The 26,993-nt window shown below is 63.2% G+C and carries 25 protein-coding genes; 7 read left to right on the top strand and 18 right to left on the bottom strand.

Translation table 11 applies throughout. From position 1 onward, the window contains the following. Positions 1-538: 538 nt before the first annotated feature. Positions 539-3,775: a ribonuclease E gene (gene rne / locus C4K38_RS09050; protein ID WP_053278058.1), complete on the top strand. Its 3,237-nt coding sequence runs from the start codon at positions 539-541 to the stop codon at positions 3,773-3,775. Between the two features lie 103 nt (positions 3,776-3,878). Here the strand turns inward: rne and C4K38_RS09045 are convergent, their stop codons facing one another. The 12 genes from C4K38_RS09045 to C4K38_RS08990 all read right to left on the bottom strand — a co-directional run bounded on the left by C4K38_RS09045 (position 3,879) and on the right by C4K38_RS08990 (position 15,357). Continuing rightward, on the bottom strand, positions 3,879-4,472 hold the full coding sequence (locus tag C4K38_RS09045; protein WP_053278057.1) for a nucleotidyltransferase family protein: 594 nt from the start codon (positions 4,470-4,472) through the stop codon (positions 3,879-3,881). Continuing rightward, the gene (locus C4K38_RS09040; protein ID WP_053278056.1) at positions 4,469-5,464 is read right to left on the bottom strand and encodes an XdhC family protein; all 996 of its coding nucleotides are present in this window, start codon (positions 5,462-5,464) and stop codon (positions 4,469-4,471) included. The genes C4K38_RS09045 and C4K38_RS09040 overlap by 4 nt, the downstream gene beginning before the upstream one ends. Beyond that, positions 5,464-7,782 carry a xanthine dehydrogenase family protein molybdopterin-binding subunit gene (locus C4K38_RS09035; RefSeq protein WP_053278055.1) on the bottom strand — a complete coding sequence of 773 codons (2,319 nt, stop codon included), beginning with the start codon at positions 7,780-7,782 and terminating at the stop codon, positions 5,464-5,466. Before C4K38_RS09035 ends, C4K38_RS09040 begins: the two co-directional genes overlap by 1 nt. Next, positions 7,779-8,249, bottom strand: a complete 471-nt coding sequence (locus tag C4K38_RS09030) for a (2Fe-2S)-binding protein (RefSeq protein ID WP_016702177.1) — start codon at positions 8,247-8,249, stop codon at positions 7,779-7,781. Before C4K38_RS09030 ends, C4K38_RS09035 begins: the two co-directional genes overlap by 4 nt. Positions 8,250-8,502: 253 nt before the next feature. After that, entirely contained in the window at positions 8,503-9,522 is a 1,020-nt protein-coding gene (gene murB, locus C4K38_RS09025) for a UDP-N-acetylmuramate dehydrogenase (protein ID WP_053278054.1), read from the bottom strand. Next, a complete protein-coding gene (locus tag C4K38_RS09020; RefSeq protein ID WP_053278053.1) occupies positions 9,519-9,983 on the bottom strand; it encodes a low molecular weight protein-tyrosine-phosphatase in 465 nt (154 codons plus the stop codon). Before C4K38_RS09020 ends, murB begins: the two co-directional genes overlap by 4 nt. Continuing rightward, complete coding sequence (gene kdsB / locus C4K38_RS09015; protein ID WP_053278052.1) at positions 9,983-10,747, bottom strand: 3-deoxy-manno-octulosonate cytidylyltransferase; 765 nt, start codon at positions 10,745-10,747, stop codon at positions 9,983-9,985. The genes C4K38_RS09020 and kdsB overlap by 1 nt, the downstream gene beginning before the upstream one ends. After that, positions 10,744-10,929: a Trm112 family protein gene (locus tag C4K38_RS09010; protein WP_007931663.1), complete on the bottom strand. Its 186-nt coding sequence runs from the start codon at positions 10,927-10,929 to the stop codon at positions 10,744-10,746. The genes kdsB and C4K38_RS09010 overlap by 4 nt, the downstream gene beginning before the upstream one ends. 23 nt (positions 10,930-10,952) lie before the next feature. After that, positions 10,953-11,963 (bottom strand): tetraacyldisaccharide 4'-kinase, encoded by a 1,011-nt coding sequence (lpxK, locus tag C4K38_RS09005; RefSeq protein WP_053278051.1) that lies wholly within the window; start codon positions 11,961-11,963, stop codon positions 10,953-10,955. Next, complete coding sequence (locus C4K38_RS09000) at positions 11,963-12,391, bottom strand: flagellar polar localization protein PocB (protein ID WP_009047818.1); 429 nt, start codon at positions 12,389-12,391, stop codon at positions 11,963-11,965. Before C4K38_RS09000 ends, lpxK begins: the two co-directional genes overlap by 1 nt. Continuing rightward, positions 12,388-13,023: a flagellar polar localization protein PocA gene (locus C4K38_RS08995; protein ID WP_025804353.1), complete on the bottom strand. Its 636-nt coding sequence runs from the start codon at positions 13,021-13,023 to the stop codon at positions 12,388-12,390. Before C4K38_RS08995 ends, C4K38_RS09000 begins: the two co-directional genes overlap by 4 nt. A gap of 102 nt (positions 13,024-13,125) precedes the next feature. Beyond that, entirely contained in the window at positions 13,126-15,357 is a 2,232-nt protein-coding gene (locus C4K38_RS08990) for a DNA internalization-related competence protein ComEC/Rec2 (RefSeq protein ID WP_053278050.1), read from the bottom strand. Between the two features lie 147 nt (positions 15,358-15,504). On the opposite strand from C4K38_RS08990, the gene C4K38_RS08985 reads away from it, so the two are divergent. Next, positions 15,505-16,020, top strand: a complete 516-nt coding sequence (locus C4K38_RS08985; RefSeq protein ID WP_053278049.1) for a DUF2062 domain-containing protein — start codon at positions 15,505-15,507, stop codon at positions 16,018-16,020. A 48-nt stretch (positions 16,021-16,068) separates the two neighbouring features. Here C4K38_RS08985 and C4K38_RS08980 read toward each other — a convergent pair whose 3' ends face one another. The 4 genes from C4K38_RS08980 to C4K38_RS08965 all read right to left on the bottom strand — a co-directional run bounded on the left by C4K38_RS08980 (position 16,069) and on the right by C4K38_RS08965 (position 19,235). Next, positions 16,069-16,848: an ABC transporter permease gene (locus C4K38_RS08980; RefSeq protein WP_053278048.1), complete on the bottom strand. Its 780-nt coding sequence runs from the start codon at positions 16,846-16,848 to the stop codon at positions 16,069-16,071. After that, positions 16,845-17,777 carry an ABC transporter ATP-binding protein gene (locus tag C4K38_RS08975; RefSeq protein WP_053278047.1) on the bottom strand — a complete coding sequence of 311 codons (933 nt, stop codon included), beginning with the start codon at positions 17,775-17,777 and terminating at the stop codon, positions 16,845-16,847. Before C4K38_RS08975 ends, C4K38_RS08980 begins: the two co-directional genes overlap by 4 nt. Before the next feature lie 132 nt (positions 17,778-17,909). Continuing rightward, complete coding sequence (locus C4K38_RS08970) at positions 17,910-18,533, bottom strand: glutathione S-transferase family protein (protein ID WP_053278046.1); 624 nt, start codon at positions 18,531-18,533, stop codon at positions 17,910-17,912. A 42-nt stretch (positions 18,534-18,575) separates the two neighbouring features. Continuing rightward, positions 18,576-19,235, bottom strand: a complete 660-nt coding sequence (locus C4K38_RS08965; protein WP_053278045.1) for a transglutaminase-like domain-containing protein — start codon at positions 19,233-19,235, stop codon at positions 18,576-18,578. A gap of 246 nt (positions 19,236-19,481) precedes the next feature. Between C4K38_RS08965 and C4K38_RS08960 the strand changes: the two genes are divergently transcribed. Further along, positions 19,482-21,929 (top strand): acyl-CoA dehydrogenase, encoded by a 2,448-nt coding sequence (locus C4K38_RS08960; RefSeq protein ID WP_053278044.1) that lies wholly within the window; start codon positions 19,482-19,484, stop codon positions 21,927-21,929. Between the two features lie 84 nt (positions 21,930-22,013). Beyond that, positions 22,014-22,421 (top strand): PA2817 family protein, encoded by a 408-nt coding sequence (locus C4K38_RS08955; RefSeq protein WP_007931642.1) that lies wholly within the window; start codon positions 22,014-22,016, stop codon positions 22,419-22,421. A gap of 76 nt (positions 22,422-22,497) precedes the next feature. Here the strand turns inward: C4K38_RS08955 and C4K38_RS08950 are convergent, their stop codons facing one another. After that, entirely contained in the window at positions 22,498-23,481 is a 984-nt protein-coding gene (locus C4K38_RS08950; protein WP_053278043.1) for a LysR family transcriptional regulator, read from the bottom strand. Positions 23,482-23,572: 91 nt separating this feature from the next. Between C4K38_RS08950 and C4K38_RS08945 the strand changes: the two genes are divergently transcribed. The 3 genes from C4K38_RS08945 (at position 23,573) to C4K38_RS08935 (ending at position 25,711) form a co-directional block, all read left to right on the top strand. After that, complete coding sequence (locus C4K38_RS08945) at positions 23,573-24,199, top strand: serine-tRNA(Ala) deacylase AlaX (RefSeq protein WP_053278042.1); 627 nt, start codon at positions 23,573-23,575, stop codon at positions 24,197-24,199. 101 nt (positions 24,200-24,300) lie between these two features. Next, a complete protein-coding gene (locus C4K38_RS08940) occupies positions 24,301-25,071 on the top strand; it encodes a 2OG-Fe(II) oxygenase (RefSeq protein WP_053278041.1) in 771 nt (256 codons plus the stop codon). 1 nt (position 25,072) lies between these two features. Beyond that, positions 25,073-25,711, top strand: a complete 639-nt coding sequence (locus tag C4K38_RS08935) for a LysE family translocator (RefSeq protein WP_016702183.1) — start codon at positions 25,073-25,075, stop codon at positions 25,709-25,711. A gap of 76 nt (positions 25,712-25,787) precedes the next feature. On the opposite strand, the gene C4K38_RS08930 is transcribed toward C4K38_RS08935, so the two are convergent. Continuing rightward, positions 25,788-26,609, bottom strand: coding sequence for an alpha/beta hydrolase (locus C4K38_RS08930; RefSeq protein WP_053278040.1), 822 nt, complete (start codon positions 26,607-26,609; stop codon positions 25,788-25,790). Between the last annotated feature and the right edge of the window lie 384 nt (positions 26,610-26,993).

Below are 26,993 nucleotides of genomic sequence, written 5' to 3'. Positions count from 1 at the left end.
TTGCAGTTGTAACAAGCGCAGGTGACATGAGGCCTGAAGCACGCCGAAAAGCAGAGTTCCCACTCGCCTTTCGAGCAAATATTCACGGCCAGTTCACAAAGTGCAGTCAGCTACGAACGAACCCGAGCGAGCGCTTCGGAAACACCGCCTAAATTAGCCATGATGCGTGAGCTCCCCTTTCGGAGCTCACGGTAAATGCCAACCCGCTGCGGATTCTGCGCGCGGCAGCACCCGAATTATCAGGGATACGTGTAGGGTGGAGATGCACAACCGTCGGACTGTGTAGCATTAGGCTTTATCAAGACGCTTCATCTCGTCCACAGTCGCCGGTTGATTCCTCCTCCTGATTGAGCTTTTGCTTAAGAGGTGCCTTTTGTCACCCCAGCAAGCAGGACGCGTGAGTCGCGAGTTCGTCCCAACTGGTCGAGTCTCGCTAGACACTGGAGCGGCCAACCGCTCCTGACGCACCTGACACCGACCGTGAGAAGTCGTGTGTGCCGAACGCCGTTTCCGGCAGCCCGGAAACCGACGGTACTACATGAAAAGAATGCTGATTAACGCAACTCAACCCGAAGAGTTGCGTGTTGCACTGGTAGATGGCCAACGCCTCTACGACCTGGACATCGAATCCGGTGCACGCGAGCAGAAGAAGGCCAACATCTATAAAGGCCGTATCACTCGCATCGAACCAAGCCTCGAGGCTGCCTTTGTCGATTTCGGCTCTGAGCGCCACGGCTTCCTGCCCCTCAAAGAAATCTCCCGCGAATACTTCAAGAAAGCCCCCGAAGGTCGCGTCAATATCAAGGACGTCCTGAGCGAAGGCCAGGAAGTCATCGTTCAGGTCGAAAAAGAAGAACGTGGCAACAAGGGCGCCGCCCTGACCACCTTCATCAGCCTGGCCGGCCGTTACCTGGTGCTGATGCCGAACAACCCGCGTGCCGGCGGCATCTCCCGTCGCATCGAAGGCGAAGAGCGCAACGAACTGCGCGAAGCCCTGAACGGCCTGGTAGCCCCTGCCGACATGGGCCTGATCGTGCGCACTGCCGGCCTGGGCCGCAGCAGCGAAGAAATGCAGTGGGACCTCGACTACCTGCTGCAACTCTGGACCGCCATCAAAGAAGCCTCGCTGGACCGCGCAGCGCCTTTCCTGATCTACCAGGAAAGCAACGTGATCATCCGCGCCATCCGCGACTACCTGCGCCAGGACATCGGCGAAGTGCTGATCGACAGCGTTGAAGCCCAGGACGAAGCCCTGACCTTCATCCGCCAGGTGATGCCGCAGTACGCCAGCAAGATCAAGCTGTACGAAGACAGCGTTCCGCTGTTCAACCGTTTCCAGATCGAAAGCCAGATCGAAACCGCCTTCCAGCGCGTCGTCGAACTGCCTTCCGGCGGCTCCATCGTCATCGACCCAACCGAAGCCCTGGTGTCCATCGACATCAACTCGGCCCGCGCCACCAAAGGCAGCGACATCGAAGAAACCGCCCTGCAGACCAACCTGGAAGCAGCGGAAGAAATCGCTCGCCAGCTGCGCCTGCGTGACATCGGCGGCCTGATCGTCATCGACTTCATCGACATGACCCCGGCCAAGAACCAGCGTGCCGTGGAAGAGAAAGTCCGCGAATGCCTGGAAGCTGACCGCGCACGCGTCCAGGTCGGTCGCATCTCGCGCTTCGGCCTGCTGGAAATGTCCCGTCAGCGCCTGCGTCCATCCCTCGGCGAAAGCAGCGGCATCGTCTGCCCTCGCTGCAACGGCACCGGCATCATCCGCGACGTCGAATCGCTGTCGCTGGCGATCCTGCGCCTGATCGAAGAAGAAGCCCTGAAAGACCGCACTGCCGAAGTTCGCGCCCAAGTGCCGATTCCAGTCGCGGCCTTCCTGCTCAACGAAAAACGCAACTCGATCACCAAGATCGAACTGCGCACCCGTGCTCGTATCGTCATTCTGCCGAACGACCATCTCGAAACGCCGCACTTCGAAGTCCAGCGTCTGCGCGATGACAGCCCGGAAGCCAGCATCAGCCAGTCCAGCTACGAAATCGCCGCTGCCGCTGCCGAAGCCGAAGAAGTCCAGCCAGCCGCCGCGACCCGCACCCTGGTTCGCCAGGAAGCCGCCGTCAAGACCGCTCCAGCCCGCGCCAACGCACCGGTTCCAACCGAAGTTGCCGCTGCTCCTGTTGCCGCTCCGGCCGCCGTTGCCGAGCCAAGCCTGTTCAAGGGCCTGGTGAAGTCCCTGGTCAGCCTGTTCGCCACCAAGGAAGAGCCAGCCGCTCCGGTCGTGGTTGAAAAACCGGCCACCGAGCGTCCTGCGCGCAACGAAGAACGCCGCAACGGTCGTCAGCAGAGCCGCAACCGTAACGGTCGCCGCGACGAAGAGCGCAAGCCACGCGAAGAACGCGCCCCTCGTGAAGAGCGCGCACCGCGCGAAGCCCGCGAAGAGCGTCAGCCACGTGAAGTCCGCGAGGCTCGCGAGGAAGTCCAGGCCACCGCTCGCGAAGAGCGCGCGCCGCGTCCGCCACGGGAAGAGCGTCAACCACGCCCACTACGCGAAGACCGCAAGCCACGTGGCGAGCGTGAAGAGCGTGTGCGTGAACTGCGCGAACCGCTGGACGCCGCTCCTGCCGCTACCGCTGAAGAGCGCCCGGCTCGCCAGCCACGCGAAGAGCGTCAACCTCGCCCACCGCGTGAAGAGCGCCAACCTCGTGCCGAACAGGCCGCTGCCGTAGCTGAAGAAGAGCTGCTGCCGAACGAAGAACAACTGCAGGAAGAGGGTCAGGAGAACGCCGAGGGCGATCGTCCACGCCGCCGCTCCCGTGGCCAGCGTCGTCGCAGCAACCGTCGTGAGCGCCAGCGTGACGCCAACGGCAATGTGATCGAAGGTTCGGAAGAAAACAGCGAAGAGCCAAGCAGCGCCGATCTGGCCGCAGGCCTGGCGGTCACCGCCGCCGTTGCCAGCACCCTGATCAGCGCCCCGGCCGAAGCCCAGGCTCACGAGCAGGCCGAACGTGCGACCGCCGCTACCCAGGAAGCCGCACCGACCGTCGAAGCACCGGTAGTCGAGGCCACCACTGCGGTAGAGATCCCAGCAGCACCTGCTGTTGAAGTCGCCCAGGCCAGTGAAGAACAGCGCGAAGAACAGGCCGCGGAACCTGCAGTTGTTGCAGAACAACCTGCAGTAGTTGCCGAGCCTGTGGTCGAAGCACCAGTCGCTGAAGCACCAGCAGCAGAGCCAGCTCAGGAAGCACCTCGTGCCTTCGAGCGCGCCGCCGAGGCGATCGTTGCCGAAGCGCCTGCACCAGTCGCAGAAGTTGTGGCTGAAGCAGTCGTGGCTGCTGAACCTGTAGCTGTTGAACCCGTAGCTGCTGAAACTGTAGCCGCCGAGCCTGTGGTTGCCGCACCGGCAGCACCAGTTGAAGCACCTGCCGCCGAAGTGGCTGCGCCAGCTGTCGAGGCCGTACCGGTCAGCGCCCTGACCAGCACCGGTCGCGCGCCAAACGACCCGCGTGAAGTGCGTCGTCGCAAGCGCGAAGCCGAGCGTCTGCAGAAGGAAGCCGAACTGGCTGCCGCTGCCGCCGCTGAAGCTCCGGTAGAAGCCGTAGTGGCTGCCGAGCCTGCGCCGGTGGTTGCCGAGGTGGTCGAGGCAGCTCCTGCTGCCGAGCCAGCCATCGAGCAACCTGCCCCTGCCGCCGACGAAGCCCCGCGCTCCGTCGAAGAAGTGGTAGAGCACAAGCCCAAGGCCCTGGAAGAAGAGCACGAGCCTAAACCTCTCGTCTGATTCCTAGCCCGATAAAAAGCCCCGCCTAGTCACCCAGGCGGGGCTTTTTTATGCCTGCGATTCTTCGATCATCATGTTCGCTGCAAGAACGAGCACAGCGATCTCAACCGGTAAAAACCAACGCCTGCGGCATATCCACATCCCACAACACGCCCGCATCCGCCAGCGGCACCTCGACAACCTGCCCCGCGGCAAACAGCGGCCTGGCTCCTCGATCCCCGGACAGGCCCTGCAACGCCTGCCCAAAGGCCGCGCCAAAAGCCACCGGATGACCATAGGCACCGTCATGCACAGGTACCCGGATCATCTGCTCGCCCAACCCCCGCGCCACACTCTCGATACTCGACGGCAGGATAAAGGGCATATCCCCGAGCACCACCAGCCAGCCACTGGCATCGGCACAGGCCCCGACAGCGGTCGCGAGGCTGTCGCCCATGCCCGGCGAGTCCAGAAGCACCACTTGGCAACCATAGGCTTCAGCCAGGGCAATCACTTCAGGGCGATCCGGTGTTGCCACCAGGACTCTTCGGGCCAACAGCGCGGGCAAGTTCTTCAAGACCTGTTCGATTACCGGCCTGACCACGGCGTCTCGCCCCTGGCATGGAGCCAGCAACTTGTCCTGCTCGGCCCCAGCCGCCTGCCGATAACGACTGCCCTGCCCTGCGGCCAAGACCACCACGCACAGCGACTGACTCAAGCGCTCACCTGCGCAGTGACTTGAGACGGCTTTTTCTGCAGCAGGTCGATGCCGTTCTTGATGGCGACGATCTCCGACATCACCGACAAGGCAATTTCCGCTGGCGTATGGCTGCCGATATGCAGGCCGATGGGCCCGTGCAGGCGCTCGATGGCCTGCGGCTCCAGCCCCAGCTGGGCCAGATTCTCCCGACGTTTCTGACTGTTGACCCGAGAGCCCAGCGCCCCGACGTAAAACGCCCGGGAATTGAGTGCGGTCAACAGCGCCATGTCATCCAGCCTGGGATCATGGGTCAGCGCGACAATAGCGGTGCGCTCGTCGGTCTCTATGCTCAGCACCGCATCGTCCGGCATCCCCGGCACAAAACGCCCGTGCTGCTCTTCCCAGCCGTACACGAACTCCTTGCGCGGATCGCAGATCAGCACTTCGAAATCCAGCAGCCGCGCCATTTCCGCCACATACCGCGACAACTGCCCGGCGCCGATCAGCAACAACCGCCAGCGCGGGCCATAGATCGCCCGCAGGGTCGTCTCATCGAAGCTCAGCACGTCGGTCTTGCTGGCCGGTTTCAGCAGCACTTCGCCGCTGCCCAGGTTCAATTCCCGGGCGACAATCTCATGGGCCTCGCAACGGGCCAGCAGCTCGGCGACCCAGGCCGGATCGCCAACCCGCTCTTCGGTCAGGCGCAGGGTGCCGCCGCAAGGCAGGCCAAAACGCGCGGCCTCCTCACGGGTCACGCCATAGGTCACCCACTGCACCGGCGGCCCGTCCTGAGGCAGGCGGCCATCGTGCAGACGGGCGATCAGGTCGTCCTCGATACAACCGCCCGAGACCGAGCCGATCACCATGCCGTCTTCGCGCAAGGCCAGCATGGCCCCTGGCGGCCGTGGCGCGCTGCCCCAGGTCTGGACCACGCTGTACAAGGTCACGCCCTGCCCCGCGCGGCGCCATTCGAGCACGCTGCGCAGGACATTCAGGTCGACGCTGTCCATCAGGCCTTGCCCGCTTGTTGCCAGCCTTGCAGCTGGTAACGCACTGGCAGGTTGCGGATGCGCTTGCCGGTGGCTGCAAAGATCGCATTGCACAGGGCCGGCGCGATCGGCGGCACGCCCGGCTCACCGACACCGCCCAACGGCACATCGCCCGGCGGCGTCACCAGGTGCACGGCGACTTCCTTCGGCGCCAGGGACATGCGCGCCACTTCATACATATGGAAGTTGTCCTGCTGGACCTTGCCGTCCTTGAAGCTGATCTCGCCCACCACCGCATTGCCCAGGCCCATCACACAGGCGCCCTCGAACTGCGAGCGGATACGCTCGGGATTGATCTGCGGACCGCAGTCCACGGCGATATCGGCCTTGTGCACGATCAGGGTGCCGTCGTCCTTGACCTCGACCTCGATCACCGCCGCCACGTAGGTGACGAAGCTGTAGTGCACCGCCAGCCCCAGGCCGCGGCCCTTGGGCAGGCTGCGCCCCCAGCCCGCGGCCTTGGCGGCCGTCTCCAGCACGCCGCGCATGCGAGCGGTGTCGATCGGGTAACGCTCCGGCGACTCACCGTAGTTCCACTCTTCGCTCAGGGTCCGTGAATCGATCCGGCGATCCGGCCCCAGCAGTTTGAGCTGGTACTTCAATGGGTCCTGGCCCGCATTGTGCGCCAGCTCGTCGACAAAGCTCTGGATGGCGAAACCATGGGGGATGTTCGACACCGAGCGATACCAGCCAACCCGGGTATGCGCGGCGGCCTCGGGGTTTTCCAGGCGCACATTGGGAATCGCATAGGCCAGGTTGGTAAAGCCCATGCCCAGCTCAAAGGCGGCCTCATGGTTCATGCCCGGAGCGAACAGCGCAGTGATGCTCGGCGCCACGGTGCGATGCAACCAGCCGGACGGCATGCCGTCCTTGTTCAGGCTGGCCTTGAGGTATTCCGCCGACACGGTGTGGAAGTAGGAGTTGTGAATGTCGTCTTCGCGGGTCCATTGCACCCGCACCGCCTTGCCCGGCACTTCCTTGGCAAGGATTGCCGCCTCGATGATGAAGTCGGGCTTGGATTTACGGCCGAAGCCACCGCCGAGCAGGGTGATGTTGACCGTCACCTTGTCGAAGGGAATGCCCAGGCGCTCGGCGATACGTTCGCGGGTCACCTGTGGCGCCTGGCTCGGGGCCCAGGCTTCGCACTGGCCATCCTTGAAGCGCGCCACGGCGACCATTGGCTCCATCGGCGCCTGCGCCAGGTGCGGCAGGTAGTAGGAGGCCTCCAGGCTGCTGTCGGCGCTGCTCATGGCTTCATCGATGTTGCCGGTGCTGCGCACCACCTTGCCCGGCTTGAGCGCCGCGGCTTCCAGCTCCTTGCGGTAGGCAATCGAGTCGTAGCCGGCGTTGACGCCATCGTCCCATTCGATCTTCAGCGCCTCGCGACCCTTGATCGCCGCCCAGGTATTGCTGGCGATCACCGCCACGCCACCCAGCGGCTGGAACTCGGAAGGCAGCGGACGGCTGTCGATCTGCACCACCTTGATCACGCCCGGGACCTTCAGCGCCGCACTGCCATCGAAGGATTTGACCTTGCCGCCATAGACCCGTGGGCGCGCGACGGTAGCGAAGAGCATGCCGTCGAAATGCACGTCGGCACCATAGACCGCCTGACCGTTGACGATGTCCGCACCGTCGATGGCGCGGGTACCCTCCTTACCGATGTAACGGAATTCGCTCGGCTGCTTCAGGCGCAGACTATCGCGAGCCGGCACCGCCAGGGCGCTCGCCGCGGCGGCCAGGGCACCGTAGCCCAGTTCGCGGCCGCTCGGCTGGTGGACCACTTTATGCAACTGGGCCCGGCACTCGGCCAGTGGGACTTTCCACTGCTCTGCCGCCGCCTGCTCGAGCATGGTCCGGGCGGCCGCGCCGCAGCGTCGCATCGGCTCGTACCAATGGCGCATGCTGCGCGAGCCGTCGGTGTCCTGGTTACCGAAAAGCGCCTCGTCGCCCGGCGCCTGCTTGACCGTCACCAGCGCCCAGTCGGCCTCCAGTTCGTCGGCGACCACCATGCTCAGGCTGGTACGCACGCCCTGGCCCATTTCCGAACGGTTGCAAAGCACGGTCACGCTGCCATCGGCGGCGATGCTCACGTACACCTTGGGGTCGTCGACCCAACCGTTGGGCATGCCATCGGCACCGAACTTCTTCTCTTCGGCAAAGGCATCCTGCCAGCCCCAACTGGCCGCCAGCACCAGCGCACCGGTGGCACCGACGCCTTTGAGGAAACCGCGGCGGCTGAGGTTGCTCAAGGCAAAATCATTCGGCAACTGGCTCATGCCTTGGCCTCCTTCAGGTGGGTGGATGCCTGGCGGATGGCGGTCTTGATCCGGTTGTAGGTGCCGCAACGGCAGATGTTGCCGACCATGGCGGCTTCGATCTGTTCGTCACTGGGGTTGGGGTTGACCTTAAGCAAGGCGGTGGCCGACATGATCTGCCCGCCCTGGCAGTAGCCGCACTGGGCCACCGCGCTGTCCAGCCAGGCCTGCTGCACGACTTTGCCGACTGGGTCGCTGTGCAGGTTGTCGATGGTGCTGACGTTCTGCCCGACCACCGAGCCGATCGGCGTGATGCAACTGCGCGCCGGGGAGCCGTCGATATGGATGGTGCATGCGCCGCACAGGCCCATGCCGCAACCGAACTTGGTGCCGTTGTAGCCCGCCACGTCGCGGATAGCCCAGAGCAGCGGCATGTCCTCGGTGACATCCAGTTGGTGATCTTGACCGTTGAGTTTCAGGGTAATCATGGGCACGCCCGCATATTTTCCGTTTATGGGGTCGAGCAATCTGCCGTTGAGTACAACGACTTGCGGGAGCAGATCGACTCAGGCTAATGGGCTCTCTTATGAAGACGGGGAGTCTTCATCGGGCCTTTGGAGGTACAAATACTTGCATTGTTAGCAGGCTAAGTTAAGCCGCAATTAACAAAAAAGCCTTGCAGGGAGTGAACCCGTGCAAGGCTTTGGTGACGCGCTCTGAGCTTAGTTCAACTGAACGGGCTCAATAGAGATTGGGCTCCATCTCCAGCTGAACCTGGAAGCGCTCGACGATGTCCTGCTGGATCCTTCGCGCCAGGCTTAACAGCTGCAGGCCCGTGGCATGGCCATGGTTGACCAGCACCAGCGACTGCAAGCGATGGACGCCGGCATCGCCGTCACGAAAACCTTTCCAGCCCGCCTGCTCGATCAACCAGCCGGCCGCCAGTTTCACCTGCCCGTCCGGCTGTGGATAACCCACCAGCCCCGCGTGCCGCTGCCTGATCTCGGCTGCCAGCGCAGCGGACACCACCGGGTTCTTGAAGAAGCTGCCGGCATTGCCCAGCACGGCCGGGTCCGGGAGCTTCTCGCTGCGGATGCTGCAAATGGCGCGACTGACATCGCTGGCCGTCGGCTGCTCGATGCCCTGCTCGCTCAAGCGCTGGCGCACCGGGCCGTATTCCAGGTGCAGATGCTCGCTGCGGGCCAGGGCAAAACGCACCCGCAGAATCAGCCAGCGGCCAGCCTCTTGCTTGAACAGGCTATCGCGGTAGGCGAACTGGCATTGTTCCAGGCTGAAATCGCGCAGCTCGCCGCTCTGCCGATCCAGCGCGGTCAGGCCGGCGAACACATCCTTGATCTCGACCCCGTAGGCACCGATGTTCTGCATCGGTGCCGCGCCCACGGTCCCTGGAATCAGGCTGAGGTTTTCCAGGCCGGACAAGCCCTGCTCAAGGGTCCACTGCACGAACGGATGCCAGGTTTCGCCGGCCTCGGCCTCAACGACCACTTGCTGGCCATCGTCGCTCAGCAGGCGAATGCCCCGGGTACTCATGCGCAAGACCAGCGCCGGAATATCAGCGGTCAGCAGCAGATTGCTGCCGCCGCCAATCACCAGCAGCGGCAGTTGATGCTGCGCCGAATAGGCCAGCGCCTCGCGTACGTCGGCGTCGCTGTAGGCCTCGGCGAACAGCTGCGCCCGCACATCGACGCCGAAAGTGTTGAAGGGTTTGAGGGAAACCTGGGACTGCAGATGCAAGCTCATAGGCGCCCCTTCAGTTCGATCACCAGACGGTCGCTGGCGTATTCGATCTGGTCCAGTACCTGCTCGAAACCTTGCTCACCGTCGTAGTAAGGATCCGGCACCTCGTCCACCGCCGCCTCGTAGCGACGCAGGAACAGGTCCAGTTCGGCCTTGCCCTGGGCCGGCTGCAGCGCCTTGAGGTTGCGCAGATTGCTCTCGTCCATGGCCAGGATCAGGTCGTAGCGGGCAAAGTCCGCGCTGCTGACCTGCTGGGCACGCTGGGCCGACAGGTCGTAGCCGCGCAACAGCGCCGCGCGCTGGCTGCGCTTGTCCGGCGCCTTGCCGATGTGCCATTCGCCGGTCCCTGCGGACGCGACTTCGACCTGATCGGCCAGCCCCGCTTCGCGCAATTTGTGGCGCAACACGCCCTCCGCCGTCGGCGAACGGCAGATATTGCCCAGGCAGACAAACAGAACCCGCATCAGGCCTCCAGCAGGCGACGAACGCGCTCAAGGTCTTCGGCGGTATCGACACCACCAGGCGGCGCTTCCAGGGCATCGGCGACGTGGATACGCACGCCGTGCCACAAGGCCCGCAACTGCTCCAGTGACTCGGTGTTCTCCAGCCAGCACGGGCCCCAGCTGACGAAGTCATGCAGGAAGCAGGCGCGGTAGGCATAGATGCCGATGTGGCGGCGGTAAGGCACGCCTTCCGGCAGCAGGTCGCGGTTTTTCGCAAAGGCGTCGCGCGCCCAGGGCAAGGTGGCGCGACTGAAAGTCAGGGCCAAGCCATTGATGTCACTGACCACCTTGACCACGTTCGGGTTGAACAGGGTCTCGACGTCTTCGATCGGCTCGGCCAGGGTGGCCATGCTCGCCTCGGTGTGGGCGGCCAGGTTGGCGGCCACCTGGTCGATCACCGCTGGCGGGATCAACGGCTCGTCGCCCTGGACGTTGACCACGATGGCGTCCGCGGCCAGCCCCAATTGGCTGGCGACTTCCGCCAGGCGATCGGTCCCGGAGTTGTGGTCCTCGCGGGTCAGCACCGCTTCGGCGCCGAAGCCCTGGCAGGCCTCGACGATACGCACATCGTCGGTCGCCACTACCACGCGCTGGGCGGCGCTCTTGCAGGCCTGTTCCCAGACGTGCTGGATCATCGGCTTACCGGCGATCAACTGCAGCGGTTTACCCGGCAGGCGGGTGGAGGCGAATCGGGCTGGAATGACAACGGTAAAGGCTGTGGTCATTTATCCAGGCGCTCGTCGGTGCTGAGGGTGCGGGCTTCGCTTTCCAGCATGACCGGGATGCCATCGCGAATCGGATAGGCCAGGCCGGCGCCCTTGCTGATCAGCTCGGTCTTGTCGGCACTGAGCTTCAGCGGTCCCTTGCAGATCGGGCAAGCGAGGATATCGAGCAATTTGGTGTCCATGAGAATTCCCTGGATAGAAGCGTTTAAGGCAAAAGACGAGCGGGCAACAGGCGCATCAACTGTGTATCGAACCAGGCCACGAAGGCCGGGGATGGCACAGCATCCACCGCCAGGTACCACCAGTCGGCAGCCGCGAAGGCACGGCACTTCACCGCATCCTTTTCGGTCATGACCAGCGGCAGCGACGGGGTGAAACTCAGCGCCTGCGCGCTGTATTCGGCGTGGTCGGCGAAAGCATGCGGGACAGGCTGCCAGTGTAGCGTTTCAAGGGTAGTGAAGAAACGTTGCGGATTGCCGATGCCGGCCACCGCGTGCAGTGCCTGCCCCGGCGCGAAGTGCTCAAGCCCGCGGCGTTCGCCGCTTTGCAGATTGACCAGGGCGGTGGGCGCCAGGCGAAAGGCGAAGCCATCCTCGCGATCGTCGCTGGCGCCGTTGTAGAGCACCGCGTCGACGCTTTGCAGGCGCTCGACCGGCTCGCGCAGCGGCCCGGCCGGCAGGCAGCGTCGGTTGCCCAGCCCGCGCGCTGCGTCGATCAGCACCAGTTCGAGGTCGCGGGCCATGCGGTAATGCTGCATGCCGTCGTCGGAGAGAATCAGGTCCAGCGGCTCGGCGGCTAGCAAGGCCCGCACGGCGCGGCTGCGGTCGGGGTCGATCATCAGTGGCACGCCGGTGCGCTGGACGATCAGCAAGGGTTCGTCGCCAGCGACATCGGCGCTCTGCTCGGCGGCGACCCGCCATGGCAATTGCGGCGGCTTGGCGCCGTAACCCCGGCTGACCACGCCGACCCGCAGCCCGCTGCGCTGGCAATGCTCGATCATCCACAGGATCAACGGCGTCTTGCCAGTACCGCCGACGGTAATATTACCCACCACCACCAGCGGCACCGGCGGCTGGTAGACATTGCCCTCTCCGGCCAGGAAGCGTTCGCGCTTGCGCACCACCACCCGTCGGTAGAGCCATTCCAGGGGTCGCAGAAGGCTCAGCGCGGGGTGGCCGTTGTACCAGGCAGCGAGCAAACGATCGGACATGGCCATCAGGGTGCTGGCGCCGCCTCGACGGTGGTCATGCGCAGATGGCTGAAACCGAGCTTGCCGGCGGCATCCATCGCAGTAATGACGGCCTGGTGCTGGGTCTTGCCGTCGGCACTGATAGACAGCGGCAGGTTGGTGTCACCCGCCGACTCCTTCTGCAAGGCTTCGATCAGGCTGGCCAGGTCGCTCTTGGGCAGCACCTGGTTGTTCACCGAAAACACCCCGTCGGCGCTGATGGCAATATCCAGCTGTTTGGTCTGCTGGTCTTCGGCCGGCGAGCCGCTGACGGCCTCAGGCAACTCGACGCGCAACTGGGTTTCCCGGGTGAAGGTGGTGGTCACGACGAAAAACAGCAGCAGGATAAACACCACATCGATCAGCGACGCGAGGTTGATATCGATGGTTTCCCGTGGCTTGCGGCGGAATTTCACGCTTTGCCCTCGGCCAGATCGACGTCGCGGTCGCCTTGCACCACTTCGACCAGTTTGATGGCTTCCTGCTCCATACCCACCACCAGTTCATCGACCCGGCGTTGCAGGAAACGGTGGAAGAACACCGCCGGGATACCGACCATCAGGCCGGACGCGGTGGTAATCAGCGCCTTGGAGATACCACCGGCCAGCACCGCGGCGTTGGTGGTCATGCCCGACCCCATGAACGAGCTGAAAATATCGATCATGCCCAGCACCGTACCCAGCAAGCCCAGCAGCGGCGCCATGGCGGCGATGGTGCCGAGGGCATTGAGGTAGCGCTCCAGTTCATGAATGACCCGGGCGGCGGCTTCCTCGATGCACTCCTTCATGACCTCGCGGCCATGCTTGGAGTTGGCCAGGCCGGCCGCGAGGATTTCCCCCAGAGGAGAATGGGCGCGCAGTTCCTTGAGTTTGTCCTTATTGAGTTGCTTGTCCTTGATCCAGCGCCAGACCTGCCCCAGCAGATGCGGCGGAGTAACACGGCTGGCCCGCAGGGTCCACAGGCGCTCGGCAATGATGCCGACCGCGGCAATGGAACTCAGAATGATCGGCAACATCATCCAGCCGCCGGATATGACCAATTCCCACACAGTGACAGTCCCCTCGAAAAAGTGCGCCACTCTAACATAGGGGCCGAATGCACCGAAGAACCTGATGTCGCATGCCTTCAGGCTTTAATAACTCCCGGTTATTTAAGGAGATAGTGGCCATTTGCGCCAAAAGCGTCGCTGCGCCCGCAGGCTCGTCGGTTCGGTGTAGGTACCCAGCATCAACCGCAGCGCTCCTTGCTCCGCACTGTCGTAAATAACGGTCCCTTGCTGGCGATAACGCTCGACGACCTGCGGGTGCGGATGCCCGAAGCCATTGCCGTGCCCCCGGGAAATCAGCACCGCCGAAGGCGCAAGGGTCTTGAGCAAGGCCGGGGACGACGAACTGCGGCTGCCGTGGTGCGGCGCCTGTAACCAGTGGGTCTCGACAGCCAGCGGGGTATTCAACAGCGCACGTTCCGCCTGGGCATCGATATCCCCGGTCAGCAGCAATCGCTCGCCCTTAGCCTCGACCTGCATCACGCAGGACTTCTGGTTACCGTTCTGCGCACCCGCCCATTGCCACAGGGAAAAACGTACCCCGTCCCATTGCCACTGCTCGCCGCTGGCGCAAGGCTCTGCCGGCAAATAGGCCGGCAAGCCCTCGGGATCGCCGCTGACCAGCCTGGCCACTGGCAAGCCGCGCTGGATAGCGTCGGCGCCACCGGCATGATCGGCATCGGCGTGGCTGAGCAGCATCAGGTCAAGGTGCTCGACGCCCAGCTTGCGCAAGGACGGCAGCACCACCCGGGCGCCCAGATCGGAGTCGCCAAAACGCGGACCGGCGTCGTACAGCATTGCGTGCTCGCGAGTCCGCACCAGCACCGCCAGGCCCTGCCCGACATCCAGCTGCCAGACTTCCGCCTCGCCGTATGGCAGCGTGTTTCTCGGCGGGAACACCATCAACAGCAGCATCGACCATCCCAAGGGACGCAGCGGCACGCCCGCGGGCAGCAACAGCAGAAAGGCCCCCAGCGCGCTGATGCTCCAGGCCCAGAGCGGTATGGCCGGCGCTACCCACGCCGGCCATTGGGCAGCCAGCAGTGCCAGACCGCGAAACAGCACGTCCAGCAAACCACCGGCCAGCCAGAGCAGCCCTTCGCCCAGGTAAGGCACCGCCAGGAACAAGGTGCCGAGCAACGCCGGTGGCAATACCAGCAGGCTGATCCAGGGTTCCGCCAGCAAATTGGCCAGCGGCCCGCTGAGGCTGATGGGCAAACCCAGCGCCAACAGCACCGGGCATAGGCCGATGGCGATCAACCATTGGATGCGGGTCCAGGACTGCCACCAGCGCCAGCCTCCCAGGCGCCCGCCGAAGATCAGGATCAGCACCGCCACCGCGGTAAAGGACAGCCAGAATCCTGGCTGCAGACTGGCCAGCGGCTCGAACAACAGCACCGCATTCAACGCCAACAGGAACGGCCACCAGGCGCCCAGGTGACGAAAGCGCAGGCGCCAGATCAGCACCAGGGCAACCATCACGCAGGCACGACGCACCGGCACATCGAAGCCCGCCAGCAATCCGTACCCCAGGGCCGAAGCGAACGCCAACCCACAGGCCCAGGGCAGCCAGGGCCAACGTCCCGGCCACAGGCCGTAACGGGCCAGCCCCGCCACCAGGGCGTACATCACGGCGGCCAGCAAGCTGATGTGCTGCCCGGAAATCACCATCAGATGCACGGTCCCGGTGTCTTGCAGGACACGCCAGTCTTCCCGGCTCAGCCCCGAGCCGTCACCCAGTACCAGCGCCGCCAGGCCACCAGCGCGCCCATGGGCATCGACTTGCAGCAAGCGCTGGCGAATGCGCGCACGCCAACTCTCCTGCGTCGCGGCCAGCAGCTGCCCATCCTTGACCGTGCCCGTGGCGCCGATGCGCTGGGCCAGCAGCCAGGCTTCATGATCGAAGGCTTGCAGATTGACCAGGCCGACGGGCCGCTTGAGTTTCACCGCCAGGCGCCAGCGCTCGCCGCTGTGCACCGGTGGCCCGCCATACCAGGCCAGGCGCAAGCGTTGGGGGATCCGTCCGCGCCGCGCCCGTCCGCCTTCCAGCTCGAAACGCACCACGCCCTCAGCCTGCTGCGGCAGCCCCACCACCCGGCCTTCAAGCCATCGGGTCTGTCCGTCGAGCGGTTCCGCCAAACGATCGTCCAGCGCCCATTGCGCGCTGATGCAGGCCCACGCCAGGCCCAGCAGAAAAAAGGCCAATGGATAGGTGCGAAACGGCAGCAGCATCAAGGCCACCACCGGCAGTACGGCCAGCCATCCGATCGCTGGCAGCGCCGGCAAAAAGCGCAGGCTCAGCAGCCCCGCCGCCAACGCCAGCATCCCTGTGCGCATAAGCCCGTCCTTGAGCAGTTTTGAGTGTTCCCACTCTCTGGCTTAGCTCAGCGGACCGGGCGCCAGCTTTATCATTTGTCACAAAGTCTGAATGGGCGCCTTTTAGAATCCGGGCATACTTGCCGCCTGAACTGACCGAGAAGCCTTATGCCCCGGCGCCTATTCAAACGTTACATGCCAGATCCGACCAGCATCAGGGAACACAAGTCCTTACGCTTTCTTGGCACGTTGCTGCATGACCCCAACCTCTGGCACCTCAACCGGCACTCCGTGGCGCGCGCCATGGCGGTCGGCCTGTTCGCGGCCTTCATGCCGATCCCGGCGCAAATGCTGCTGGCCGCCGTGCTGGCCATTTCCGTGCGCGGCAACATGCCGATTGCCGTGAGCCTGGTCTGGCTGACCAATCCGATCACCATGCCGCCGGTGTTCTTCTGCACCTATCAGATCGGTGCCTGGCTGATGAACGTGCCCGCCAGGACCTTGCCCGACGAGCTGACCTGGGAATGGATCAGCGGCGAACTCTCGACCCTCTGGCAACCCTTCCTGCTGGGCTCGGTGGTGGCCGGCCTGGTGCTGGGCGCCCTCGCCTATTGCCTGACCATGCTGTACTGGCGCTGGTGGGTCGGCCGGCAATGGCGCCGTCGCAAGCAGAGCCGGCTGTAGAAACGCAAACGGCCTCCCGAGGGAGGCCGTTGTTATTTCTGTGCGAGCTTACTGGCGCATGCCGCGACCGCTGACCAGCAGGCGGGCACAACCGAAGTACAGGACCAGGGTGGCTACCAGCATGAAGGTAATGGCCACGCTGATCTGGATGTCGGAAACCCCCAGGATGCCGAAACGGAAAGCGTTGACCATATGCAGCACCGGGTTGGCCAGCGACACCGTCTGCCAGAACGGTGGCAGCAGGGTGATGGAGTAGAACACGCCGCCCAGGTAGGTCAGTGGCGTCAGCACGAAGGTCGGGATGATCGAGATATCGTCGAAGTTGCGTGCAAATACCGCGTTGATAAAGCCCAACAGCGAAAAGATGGTCGCGGTCAGGACCACCACCAGCAAGGTAATGCCCAGGTGATGCACTTGCAGGTGGGTGAAGAACAGCGACAGCAGCGTCACGATCACGCCCACCGCCAACCCCCGCAGCACACCACCCAGGGTGTAGCCGACGAGGATGGTGTGCGGCGACACCGGCGACACCATCAGTTCCTCGATGGAGCGCTGGAACTTGCTGCCAAAGAAACTCGAGACCACGTTGCCGTAGGAGTTGGTGATCACCGACATCATGATCAGGCCCGGGACTATGTACTCCATGTAGGTGAAACCGCCCATGTCGCCGATCTGCCGGCCGATCAGGTTGCCGAAGATCACGAAGTACAGAACCATGGTGATCGCCGGCGGCAGCAGAGTTTGCGGCCAGATCCGGGTAAAACGCCGGACCTCTCGGTAGACGATGGTGTTCAGCGCGACAAGGTTGGGCCGTAGCTCGGAACTCATACCGCCACCTTCGACAGGTTTTTCTCCACCAGGGACACGAACAACTCCTCAAGGCGATTGGTTTTGTTACGCAGGCTCAGCACTTCGATGTTCTGCTGGGCCAACTGGCTGAACAGCGCGGTGATGCCCACGGCCTTGTCGACCTGGACTTCCAGGGTGTGGCTGTCCACCAGTTTGCTCGGATAGCCGATCAATTGCGGCGCCACCTTCATGTCGGTCTTCAGGTCGAGCACGAAGGTTTCCACATGCAGCTGGCTGAGCAGCTGGCGCATGCTGGTGTTCTCGACGATGGTGCCGTGGTCGATGATGCCGATGTTGCGGCACAGCTGCTCAGCCTCCTCCAGGTAGTGGGTGGTGAGGATGATGGTGATGCCTTTCTGGTTCAGCTCGGTGAGGAAGGTCCACATCGAACGACGCAGCTCGATATCCACGCCGGCGGTTGGTTCGTCGAGGATCAACAGGCGCGGTTCGTGCACCAGGGCGCGGGCGATCATCAGCCGGCGCTTCATGCCGCCGGACAGCGAGCGCGACGGCACATCGCGCTTGTCCCACAGCCCGAGCTGGGTCAGGTACTGCTCGGCCCGCTCCTTGGCGACCTTGGTCGGGATACCGTAGTAACCGGCCTGGGTCACAACGATGTCGAAGGTCTTCTCGAACTGGTTGAAGTTAAATTCCTGCGGCACCACGCCGATGCAACGCTTGAGCGCGGCGGGCTCGCGGTCCAGGTCATGGCCGAAGACATTCACCGTGCCGCTGGTCTTGTTCACCAGGGTCGAGAGGATGCCGATGGTGGTGGATTTGCCGGCGCCGTTGGGGCCGAGCAAGGCGAAGAAGTCACCTTCAGCGACATCCAGATCGATACCACTCAGGGCCTGGAAACCGTTGCCGTAGGTTTTGGTTAGCTGCCGGATGGACAGAGCGGAACTCATATCGGATTTACGCACCAAGAAGGGAGAACATTATAGGTAAGGGCGGATCGCCTGCATTGCAACGGCGCCGGATACACCCAATGGTGCTTGCCGACGCCGCACAAGTACAGTCACCTGTATTGATAGTCAGTATTAAGTCAACGCGGTCATCACCGCCTTGCGATAGGCCGGACGCTGCTGCAGGCGTGTGTACCAGGCTTGCAGATTAGACAACGGCGGGCGCTCGATGGGCATTTCGAACCAGGCATAAATGAAGCTGCCCAGCGGGATATCGCCCATGCCGATTTCGTCACCGGACAGGTAGGGATGTTCGGCCAGGGCCTGGTCGACCACCGCCAGCAGTTCGCCGCAGCTGTTCAGCGCGGCATTGATCTTGTCCCAGTCCTGCTGCTCCGCCGGCGTGCGCAGCACTCCCCAGAACAGGTGGCGGAAGGGTTCGGCAAAGGTCGAGGTGGTCCAGTCCATCCACTTCTCGGCCGAGGCCCGCGCCCGCACATCGCTCGGGTACCAGGCCGTACCAGTGGCATGGCGCGCGGCGAGATAACGCACGATGGTGTTGGATTCCCACAGCACAAAGCCGTCGTCCTCGATCAGCGGAATCCGCCCATTGGGATTCAGCGCCCGATATTCCGGGGTATCCACCACGCCGAAAGCACCACCGGCATCCACCGCCTCGTAGGTCAGGCCGAGTTCTTCGGCGCACCACAATGCTTTCCTGACATTCGACGAGTTTTTCCGACCCCAGATCTTCAGCATGACCGCTCCTCAGTGATGAATGCCGAGGCAGTCTACGCCGGATCAGGCCTGACTCAAATCACCCTGCATGTCGCCCAGCAGCAGCGGCATCTGCTCGGCGAACAGATGCGGATAGCAGGTTTCCAGGTGTTTGAAGAAGAAGGTCTCGGGGACGTCGGCGAATTGTCCGTGGTCCAGCACGTACTCCATCATCTGCTCGCCCTGGCGGTTGAAGGGGTGGAATACGCTGTCATGGCGACCATCGAACTCCAGGGGCGCCACATCGTACATCTCACAGAGTTTCCGGTTGAACGCCGGCGTGGCCTTGACCCAGCGCCCTTGCAGGTACAGCTCGGTATAACCGTGCATGGCAAAAACGTCACTGCGCAGCAATTCCAGTAAACGCGGGGTCGACAGGTGATTGCGCACGTCCGCCAGGCCGATCCGCGCGGCGATCCCGCAATGCCGCGCACAGCCGGCGAGCAGTGTGGCCTTGGGCACGCAGTAACTTTCACCAATGGCCAGGGCATGGCTGCCACGCAGGGTCTCGGGGTCGCGACTGAAGGTGTAGGGGTTGTAGCGCACGGTTTCGCGCACCGCGTAATAGAGGCTCACCGCCTGCTCCAGCGGATCGCTGCTGGCGCCACGATGAGTTTCCGCGAACTCCACCACCGCGGGGTGGTCACTATCGATGAAGCGGCTGGGACTCAAGTACTCGTGCATGAGGATGATCTCCGAGTGAAGTCCCGAGTCTAACGACGGCCTGGCCACAGCGATAACGACGTTTCGGCCAAACATCAGAGGCTGCCGCCTCGAGCCTGACAAGATCGACAAGCTGCTGACCCGATGCCTGACGCGCTGCGTCCGCTTCTTCTTACCGCTTCAAGCGCACTGCCCTGTCACCCCATTTGTCGGATGCCGACTAAGCTCTTTGGGTGATTTTGCCCCTGGCTTCACGGAGGATTAAATATGCTGTTGTTGTGGATACTGGTTCTGCTGGTCGGTATTGCCTATCTGGCCCACCGCCGCATCGCGCCCCTGCCCGCCTTGGGCGTGGTGGCCGTCTACCTGCTGGCCATGGGCGCCTTCAGCCGTGCACCGGGTTGGTTGCTGCTGATCTTCTGGGTACTGCTGGCCGCGGTGGCGGCGCCCTTGCTACTGCCCGACCTGCGCCGCAAGTACTTCAGCGCCCCGCTGTTCAGCTGGTTCCAGAAAGTCCTGCCGCCGATGTCACAAACCGAACGCGACGCCATCGATGCCGGCACGGTCTGGTGGGACGGTGAACTGTTCAGCGGCCGTCCGGACTGGGACAAACTGCTGGCCTACCCGAAAGCGCAACTGAGCGAAGAGGAACAGGCCTTCATCGATGGCCCCACCGAAGAGCTGTGCGCCATGGTCAGCGACTGGCAGATCGGCCAGTCCATGGACCTGCCGCCCGCGGCCTGGGAGCACATCAAGCAACACGGCTTCTTTGCCCTGATCATCCCCAAGGAGTTCGGCGGTAAGGGCTTCTCCGCCTATGCCCACTCGCAAGTGGCGATGAAACTGGCGACCCGCAGCGGCGACCTGGCGTCCACCGTGATGGTCCCCAACTCCCTTGGCCCGGCCGAATTGCTGCTGCATTACGGCACCGACGAACAGCGTAACCACTACCTGCCGCGGCTGGCCCGTGGCGACGATATCCCCTGTTTCGCCCTCACCGGCCCGCTGGCCGGTTCCGACGCCGGCGCCATGCCCGATACCGGGGTGATCTGCAAAGGCCAGTGGCAAGGCGAGGAAACCATTGGCCTGCGCCTGAACTGGGAAAAGCGCTACATCACCCTGGGCCCGGTCGCCACCCTCCTCGGCCTGGCCTTCAAGGCCTACGACCCGGACCACCTGCTGGGCGAGGATGAAGACCTGGGGATCAGCCTGGCGCTGGTTCCGACCGACACCCCCGGGGTGGAAATCGGCCGCCGCCACCTGCCGCTCGGCGCCGCCTTCATGAACGGCCCGAACTCGGGCAAGGACGTGTTCATCCCCCTGGACTTCCTTATCGGTGGCCAGGAAATGCTCGGCAAGGGCTGGATGATGCTGATGAACTGCCTGTCGGTCGGCCGCTCCATTTCTCTGCCGGCCGTCGGCACCGGCGCGGCCAAGTTCACCAGCCTGGTGACCGGCCAATATGCCCAGGTGCGCGAGCAGTTCAACGTCCCGCTCAACGCCTTCGAAGGTATCCAGGAAGCCCTGGCCCGCATCAGCGGCAACGCCTGGCTGATGGACAGCGCGCGCATGCTCACGGCCAACGCCGTCGACCTGGGGGAAAAACCCTCGGTGCTGTCGGCGATTCTCAAGTACCACCTGACCGAACGCGGCCGCGAGTGCATCAGCCATGCCATGGACGTGCACGGCGGCAAGGCCATCATCATGGGCCCGAACAACTACCTGGGCCGCAGCTGGCAAGGCGCGCCGATCTTCATCACCGTGGAAGGCGCGAACATCCTCTCGCGCAACCTGATGATCTTCGGCCAGGGCGCCATTCGCTGCCATCCATTCGTGCTCAAGGAAATGGCCCTGGCCGGTCGCGAAGACCACGATCAAGCGCTGGTCGAATTCGACGGCCTGCTGCTCAAGCACATCGGCTTTGCCGTGAGCAACGCGGCCAGCACCCTGGTGCTGAACCTGGGCCTGGGGCACTTGGAACAGGCCCCGGGGGACAAGCTCAGCCAGGGTTATTTCCGCGCCCTCAACCGCCAGGCCGCGGCCTTCGCCCTGCTGGCCGACCTGAGCATGATGCTGCTGGGCGGCGAACTGAAGCGTCGCGAACGCCTGTCGGCACGCCTCGGCGATGTGCTCAGCCACCTGTACCTGGCCTCCGCCGCCCTCAAGCGTTACCACGACCTGGATTCGCCGGAGCACCTGCGGCCACTGTTCACCTGGGCCATGGAAGAAAGCCTCGGCCACTCGGAACGGGCGCTGGACGAACTGCTCGACAACTTCCCCAACCGAGTGCTGGGCTGCCTGCTGCGGGTGGTGGTATTCCCGTTCGGCCGCCGCCACAAAGGCCCGTCCGACCAGCTGGACGCCGAGGTCGCCGCGGTCATCGGTCGGGCCAAGGGCGACCCGACCCTGGAAGAACTGCTGGCTGGCTGCTACCGCCCACAATCGGCAGAGGACCCGGTCGGCGCCCTGCAACAGGCCTTCGACTTGTTGAGTGCCAGCCATCCCCTGCAGAAAAAACTGCACGAGGCGCTGAAAAGCGGCCAGGTCAAACCGGTCGCCGGCGAACATGCCATCGACGCCGCGATGGAAGCCGGCGTGCTGCAGCCGGTGGAAGCCCAGACCCTGCGCGAGGCTGAAGCCGCCCGCCGCAAAGTCATCGATGTCGATGACTTCACCAAGGAAGAGCTGACCCTGAGCGAAGGGAAAACCCGCTAAGGCGCAAGACCGTCAGGCGGATTATGAAACCGGGCGCGGGGGCTATATACTCCCGCGCCCGTTTTGCTGTTGAGGACTCATGTCATGTCCAACGTCGTCGCCGATCATCTCGTCCTGCTCGACCATTTGCGCAGTATCCTGGTCGCCGTGGGTGAAGCCGAGCAGGTTCCCGAAGAAAGCCATGCCTTGTTCCTGGAACGCTTCGACGAACTGCGCGCCTCGCTGCCGATCGATCCGATCGAAAGCCAGTACCTGGGCCAGGATCTGCTGTGCCAGGTAATGCAGCGTTATCCACAGGTCGCCCATCTGGTACCGCGCGACCTGCTGTGGTTCTTCGCCGGAGATTGCCTGCACTACATGCCCGACGAAGAAATCGACCTGTACCAGGCGCTTGAAGAGCGCCGCTACGAGGCCGAACAGAACGATGAGCCGTTCGACTGGAACCAGGAAAAGCAGTTGCTGGCGCTCTCCGCCCAGGACAGCAAGCACTGAGTCCGGCCCGGACACTACAAAGGCCCGCACGGTTGAACCGGCGGGCCTTTTGTTTTTCTGCCCATGAGCGGCTGGCTCAACCGGCGCCATCGCCTTCGGGCTGTTCGTAGCCTTTGGCCTCCTGCTTGCCCTGCCGGCTCAAGGTCGGCTCCTTGGCCAGGCACTCCACCAGGTAATCGATGAATACCCGCAACTTCGGCGGCAGGTAACGGGTCGGCGAATGCAACAGCCAGGCACCGCCATGGTAGGAAGCGAGAAACGTCCAGTCCGGCAGTACCTGCACCAGCAAGCCCTGCTCCAGGGCATGCCGCGCGGTAAAGTACGGCAAGCTGCCGATGCCGATATGTTCCAGCACCGCCCCCAGCCGGACCCCGGTGTGATTGGCCGCATAACGCCCACGCACACCGACGGTCACCGACTTGCTGCCCTTCTTGAACTTCCAGCGTGCGTCGCTGGGGGTTTCGCCCAGGTAAATGCAACTGTGGTTGAGCAGATCATGGGGATGGCTCGGCGTCCCGTGCTCGGCCAGGTACTGCGGCGTGGCACACAGCATATGGTCGATGGTCAGCAACTGGCGGCCGACCAACCCCGCCGGCGGTCGATCGGTGATGCGGATGGCCAGGTCCACGTTGTCGTCGATCAGGTCGATGTCGCGATCTTCCAATAACAACTCGACATCGACCTTGGGGTAACGCCGCAGAAACTCGGGCATATAAGGATGCACGACAAAACGCCCGACCGCCTTGGGCACGCTGATCCGCACCAGCCCTTCGGCTTCGTGGGTGAACTGACCGCTGATTTCCATCACCGACTTGGCGGCGCTGACCATCTCGCTGCAACGCTTGAACACCTCCTCGCCCCCTTCGCTCAAGCGCAACTTGCGCGTGGTGCGTTGCAGCAGGCGGGTCGCCAGCGCCTTCTCCAGACGGGAAATGCTGCGGCTTACCGCAGACGGTGAAGAGCCCAGCTGGCGGGCGGCCTCGGAGAAGCTGCCGACCTCGACGACCTTGACGAAAATCGCCATTTCACCCAGCAGCGGAAGGGGAAGATTTATGCTCACAGCGCAACAGTCCTTTGAGGTTTGAACGGATTATCACGCAATTCCGCCACGCCATATAATTAAAAATGACATTTTAATAAGGGCACGGAATATGACGCTTCGCCTCTTTTTTCATAATGATGAACTCAAGGCCAACGTTGAAGTGCTCGAATGCACCCCGCAGGACAACGAGTTCGCGGTGGTCTTGCGTGCCACGATTTTTCATCCCCAGGGCGGCGGCCAACCCTGCGACACCGGCTGGATCGGCGAGAGCCAGGTATTGCGCGTGGTCCAGGAACCCGAACGGATCGTTCATTACGTCAGCCAGCCGGTGCAACCGGGCATGGTCCAGGTCCAGGTCGATGAACAGCGCCGCCAGTTCAATACCCGCATGCACTCGGCCGGGCACCTGATCGGCCATTTCGGCGAAACCCGCGGCTGGGTCCCGGTCAAGGCCCATCACTGGCCTGGCGAGGGCCGCGTGTCCTTCAAACCCGGCGACAGCCCGCAGGAACTCGACGTCGACAGCCTGCAAAGTGGCATCGATCACTGGATTGCCGCCGACCTGCCGCGCCTGGTCTCGCTGCGCGAAGGTTCGCGGGAAATCGGTTTCGGCGAGCTTCCCGCCTATGGCTGCGGGGGTACCCACGTGAAGCGCCTGAAGGAACTGGGCAACGTCACTATCGCCTCCCTCTCGCAAAAGAAAGGAATGCTTTCGGTTCACTACGACGTGGACTGATTCATCGGCGATGTCGCCTTGCACATCACGCGACGCATCGCCTGACACAGGGGAAACCCGCGTGCGCGGGTTCGACGACTATCGGATAGAGGGATCTGCAGATGATGCTTGACGTCGAGCGTCTCGATGAGACGTGCATACAGAAACTGGCCCAGGAACAAGTGCTCGCCCTGCGCATCAAGAACTTCCTGCCGCACGCCCAGGCGATCCAGCTGGGTGACAAGATTCTCGCCCCCGGCTTCGAGGGCTATATCAATGCCCCCAGCATCGGGCGCATCGGCATGGCGTTTTATGAAGCGGAAAACCAGCCGCTGCTGATCGAGGATTATTTCGAGCGCGCCACCGCCAACATCGACGAACTGCGTTCGCGTTGCTCACCCTATGCCTCTCCCGTCGACACCCTGCGCTGCATGCTCGACGAGTCTTGGCCAGCTGGCGCCCACCTGGAAAACCTGTACGGGCGCAAGATGTACGTCGGCCTGTCCCGGGTGGTGAAACCCGGCGTGTGCTTCCTCGCCCATCACGACATTTTCGCCAAGGACGCCCCCGACAGCTTCCAGGCCCACAGCCTGGAAGCGCAGTTCGCCTGCAACCTCTACCTGAACATGCCCGACGCAGGCGGCGCCCTGCAGATGTGGGATCACGATATTTCGCCAGACCAGTTCGACGACATGCGCGGCGACAGCTACGGCATCGATCCCGCCCTGCTCGGCACACCCTCCCTGGAAGTCCGCCCGGAGCCTGGGGATTTCATCATGTTCAATTCAAGGCGCATGCACGCCGTCACCCCGGGGGTGGCCAACCCGCGCCTGAGCCTTTCCTTTTTTGTCGGTTATCGCGGCAGCTCGTCCCCCCTGACCTTCTGGAGTTGAAATGCTTTCCAACTATCTAGGCGAATTCCTGGCCCTGGCCACCATCCACTTTCTCGCCGTGGTGGCTCCTGGGCCTGACTTTGCCGTGACCATCCGCCAGAGCGTGCGCTTTGGCCGGGTGGTCGGGCTGTGCACGGCCATCGGCATCGGCGCGGGGATTTCCGTGCATGTGCTGTACACACTGTTGGGGGTCGGTGCGCTGATGCACACCACGCCATGGCTGCTGAGCGTGGCCAAGGTGGTGGGCGGTGCCTACATTCTTTATCTCGGGGTCAGCCTGCTGCGCAGCAAACCCAAGACATCGATCGAAGGCAGCGATGCGGGCAACGATCAGGCGCAACGGCAGACCTTGCCCAAGGCCTTCATGACCGGTTTTCTGACCAACGCCACCAACCCCAAGGCCACGCTGTTCTTCCTGGCAATTTTCACCACGGTGATCAGCGCCACCACACCGCTCAAGGTGCAGGCGCTCTACGGTGTGTGGATGTGTTGCGTGAACGCGCTGTGGTTCGTGATCGTCGCGCTGTTCTTTTCCAGCCCGCGGGTGCGCTTGCTGTTCATGCGCATGGGCCACTGGTTCGAACGGACCATGGGGGTGATCCTGATTCTGTTCGCCGGGCGCCTGATCCTGTCGATGTAAGCATCCCTACGCCCTGCCCGATCGAGCCGCCAGCAACTGGCGGCTCGATCCAGACTTGCTCAGTGCAGATTCACGATCAGTTGGCGAATGACAGGGCCTGAAGCAAGGCCCCCTCAGGTTTCGCCATTTCATCCAGTACCGAAAAGTGCGTGCAGCCCGGGACATGAATTAGCTGCACAGGCTCTCCGTGAGCCAAGGCTTGCCTGGCGTATTCATCGGACTGGCGGACCAGTTCCGACAGTTCATCGGCGCCCACCGCTACCCATGTATGGGCACCCTTGTCGATATGGTGCAGCGGGCTATACGTATCAATTTCCGCATCCGAGAGACTCAGCTTCTCGTTCAGCCAGCTCAGGCTGATAGGTTCCAGGTCGACCAGTGCGCTGATGGCCAGGACATCCGTCACCCATGGGTGAGAGCGGAACTGCAGCGCCAGGTGTCCACCTGCCGAGTGCCCGCTCAACACCACCTTGTGCCCTGCAATACCCAGCTGATCGGCGTCGACCTGGAGATGCTCGAGCAGGCTGCCAATCTCGCTGACGATCTGCGTCATCGAGGCTTGCGGCGCAAGGGTATATTCGGCCAGGACGACATTGAACCCCGCCGCCAGGGGGCCGGCGGCGATGAATGCAAAATCTTCCTTGCTGCAATTCTGCCAATACCCGCCATGGATGAAGATGAAGGTCGGGGCGTCGGCTTTTCCACAGGGCAGCCAGTCATAACGCTGTCGAGGCCCCGTGCCATAAGGCAGATTGAGGCGACCGGCCATAGAGGCATAGAAACTGGCGCTACGCGCCTGCAAGGCTGCGTAGATACCGGGGAAATCCGGCACTGCTTGCGTATTGTTGTACGCCGCATCGAGTTGGGCTTGATTCATGTCGCGATAGAGAATGGTCATTGTCATCTCCGATGGAAGGAATGTTTGAAGGGGCTTGGTCAGCGATCTGCGGTTCGTTCGGACCTATCCGTCATTGGCCAGGGTGACTTCAGGGGATCGGCTTCGCTGTCCACGGCTGCTCTCTGTGAGAGGAGTGCCACGCGTGGTTGGGGGCTGCAGGCAGGGAGGTGGGCAGAACGCGGCTCGAATGCGCTAAAGAGTGAGTGGAGCCCATATCAGACGTAAATCAGTCGAATCTTAAATTTACCAAGATTTATCTTACCGACTTAAGTGAACGAGGCAGCGGTAGACCCAAGTGAAGCACGGGGAGATGTGTAGACGGGGCATGCAGGCCAGCGCGATGCTGGAGGCGGCAGGCTTCAAGGCAGGTATGGCGAGGCGCTT

Origin of the sequence: Pseudomonas chlororaphis subsp. piscium, from assembly GCF_003850345.1 — a bacterium.
Lineage (GTDB): Bacteria > Pseudomonadota > Gammaproteobacteria > Pseudomonadales > Pseudomonadaceae > Aquipseudomonas > Aquipseudomonas piscium.
This window is presented reverse-complemented; position numbering and strand designations above follow the sequence as displayed.

What these genes read in the sequence shown, in the direction of transcription:
- C4K38_RS08985 (WP_053278049.1), top strand. Translation starts at nt 15,505, where the DNA reads ATGCCCCGGCGCCTATTCAAACGTTACATGCCAGATCCGACCAGCATC.
- C4K38_RS09020 (WP_053278053.1), bottom strand. Translation starts at nt 9,983, where the DNA reads ATGCGGGTTCTGTTTGTCTGCCTGGGCAATATCTGCCGTTCGCCGACG.
- C4K38_RS08940 (WP_053278041.1), top strand. Translation starts at nt 24,301, where the DNA reads ATGATGCTTGACGTCGAGCGTCTCGATGAGACGTGCATACAGAAACTG.
- C4K38_RS08975 (WP_053278047.1), bottom strand. Translation starts at nt 17,777, where the DNA reads ATGAGTTCCGCTCTGTCCATCCGGCAGCTAACCAAAACCTACGGCAAC.
- C4K38_RS08965 (WP_053278045.1), bottom strand. Translation starts at nt 19,235, where the DNA reads ATGCACGAGTACTTGAGTCCCAGCCGCTTCATCGATAGTGACCACCCC.
- rne (WP_053278058.1), top strand. Translation starts at nt 539, where the DNA reads ATGAAAAGAATGCTGATTAACGCAACTCAACCCGAAGAGTTGCGTGTT.
- C4K38_RS09030 (WP_016702177.1), bottom strand. Translation starts at nt 8,249, where the DNA reads ATGATTACCCTGAAACTCAACGGTCAAGATCACCAACTGGATGTCACC.
- C4K38_RS08945 (WP_053278042.1), top strand. Translation starts at nt 23,573, where the DNA reads ATGACGCTTCGCCTCTTTTTTCATAATGATGAACTCAAGGCCAACGTT.
- C4K38_RS08990 (WP_053278050.1), bottom strand. Translation starts at nt 15,357, where the DNA reads ATGCGCACAGGGATGCTGGCGTTGGCGGCGGGGCTGCTGAGCCTGCGC.
- C4K38_RS09040 (WP_053278056.1), bottom strand. Translation starts at nt 5,464, where the DNA reads ATGGACAGCGTCGACCTGAATGTCCTGCGCAGCGTGCTCGAATGGCGC.
- kdsB (WP_053278052.1), bottom strand. Translation starts at nt 10,747, where the DNA reads ATGACCACAGCCTTTACCGTTGTCATTCCAGCCCGATTCGCCTCCACC.
- C4K38_RS09010 (WP_007931663.1), bottom strand. Translation starts at nt 10,929, where the DNA reads ATGGACACCAAATTGCTCGATATCCTCGCTTGCCCGATCTGCAAGGGA.
- C4K38_RS08960 (WP_053278044.1), top strand. Translation starts at nt 19,482, where the DNA reads ATGCTGTTGTTGTGGATACTGGTTCTGCTGGTCGGTATTGCCTATCTG.
- C4K38_RS08935 (WP_016702183.1), top strand. Translation starts at nt 25,073, where the DNA reads ATGCTTTCCAACTATCTAGGCGAATTCCTGGCCCTGGCCACCATCCAC.
- C4K38_RS08930 (WP_053278040.1), bottom strand. Translation starts at nt 26,609, where the DNA reads ATGACCATTCTCTATCGCGACATGAATCAAGCCCAACTCGATGCGGCG.
- C4K38_RS09035 (WP_053278055.1), bottom strand. Translation starts at nt 7,782, where the DNA reads ATGAGCCAGTTGCCGAATGATTTTGCCTTGAGCAACCTCAGCCGCCGC.
- C4K38_RS08980 (WP_053278048.1), bottom strand. Translation starts at nt 16,848, where the DNA reads ATGAGTTCCGAGCTACGGCCCAACCTTGTCGCGCTGAACACCATCGTC.
- C4K38_RS08970 (WP_053278046.1), bottom strand. Translation starts at nt 18,533, where the DNA reads ATGCTGAAGATCTGGGGTCGGAAAAACTCGTCGAATGTCAGGAAAGCA.
- murB (WP_053278054.1), bottom strand. Translation starts at nt 9,522, where the DNA reads ATGAGCTTGCATCTGCAGTCCCAGGTTTCCCTCAAACCCTTCAACACT.
- C4K38_RS08955 (WP_007931642.1), top strand. Translation starts at nt 22,014, where the DNA reads ATGTCCAACGTCGTCGCCGATCATCTCGTCCTGCTCGACCATTTGCGC.
- lpxK (WP_053278051.1), bottom strand. Translation starts at nt 11,963, where the DNA reads ATGGCCATGTCCGATCGTTTGCTCGCTGCCTGGTACAACGGCCACCCC.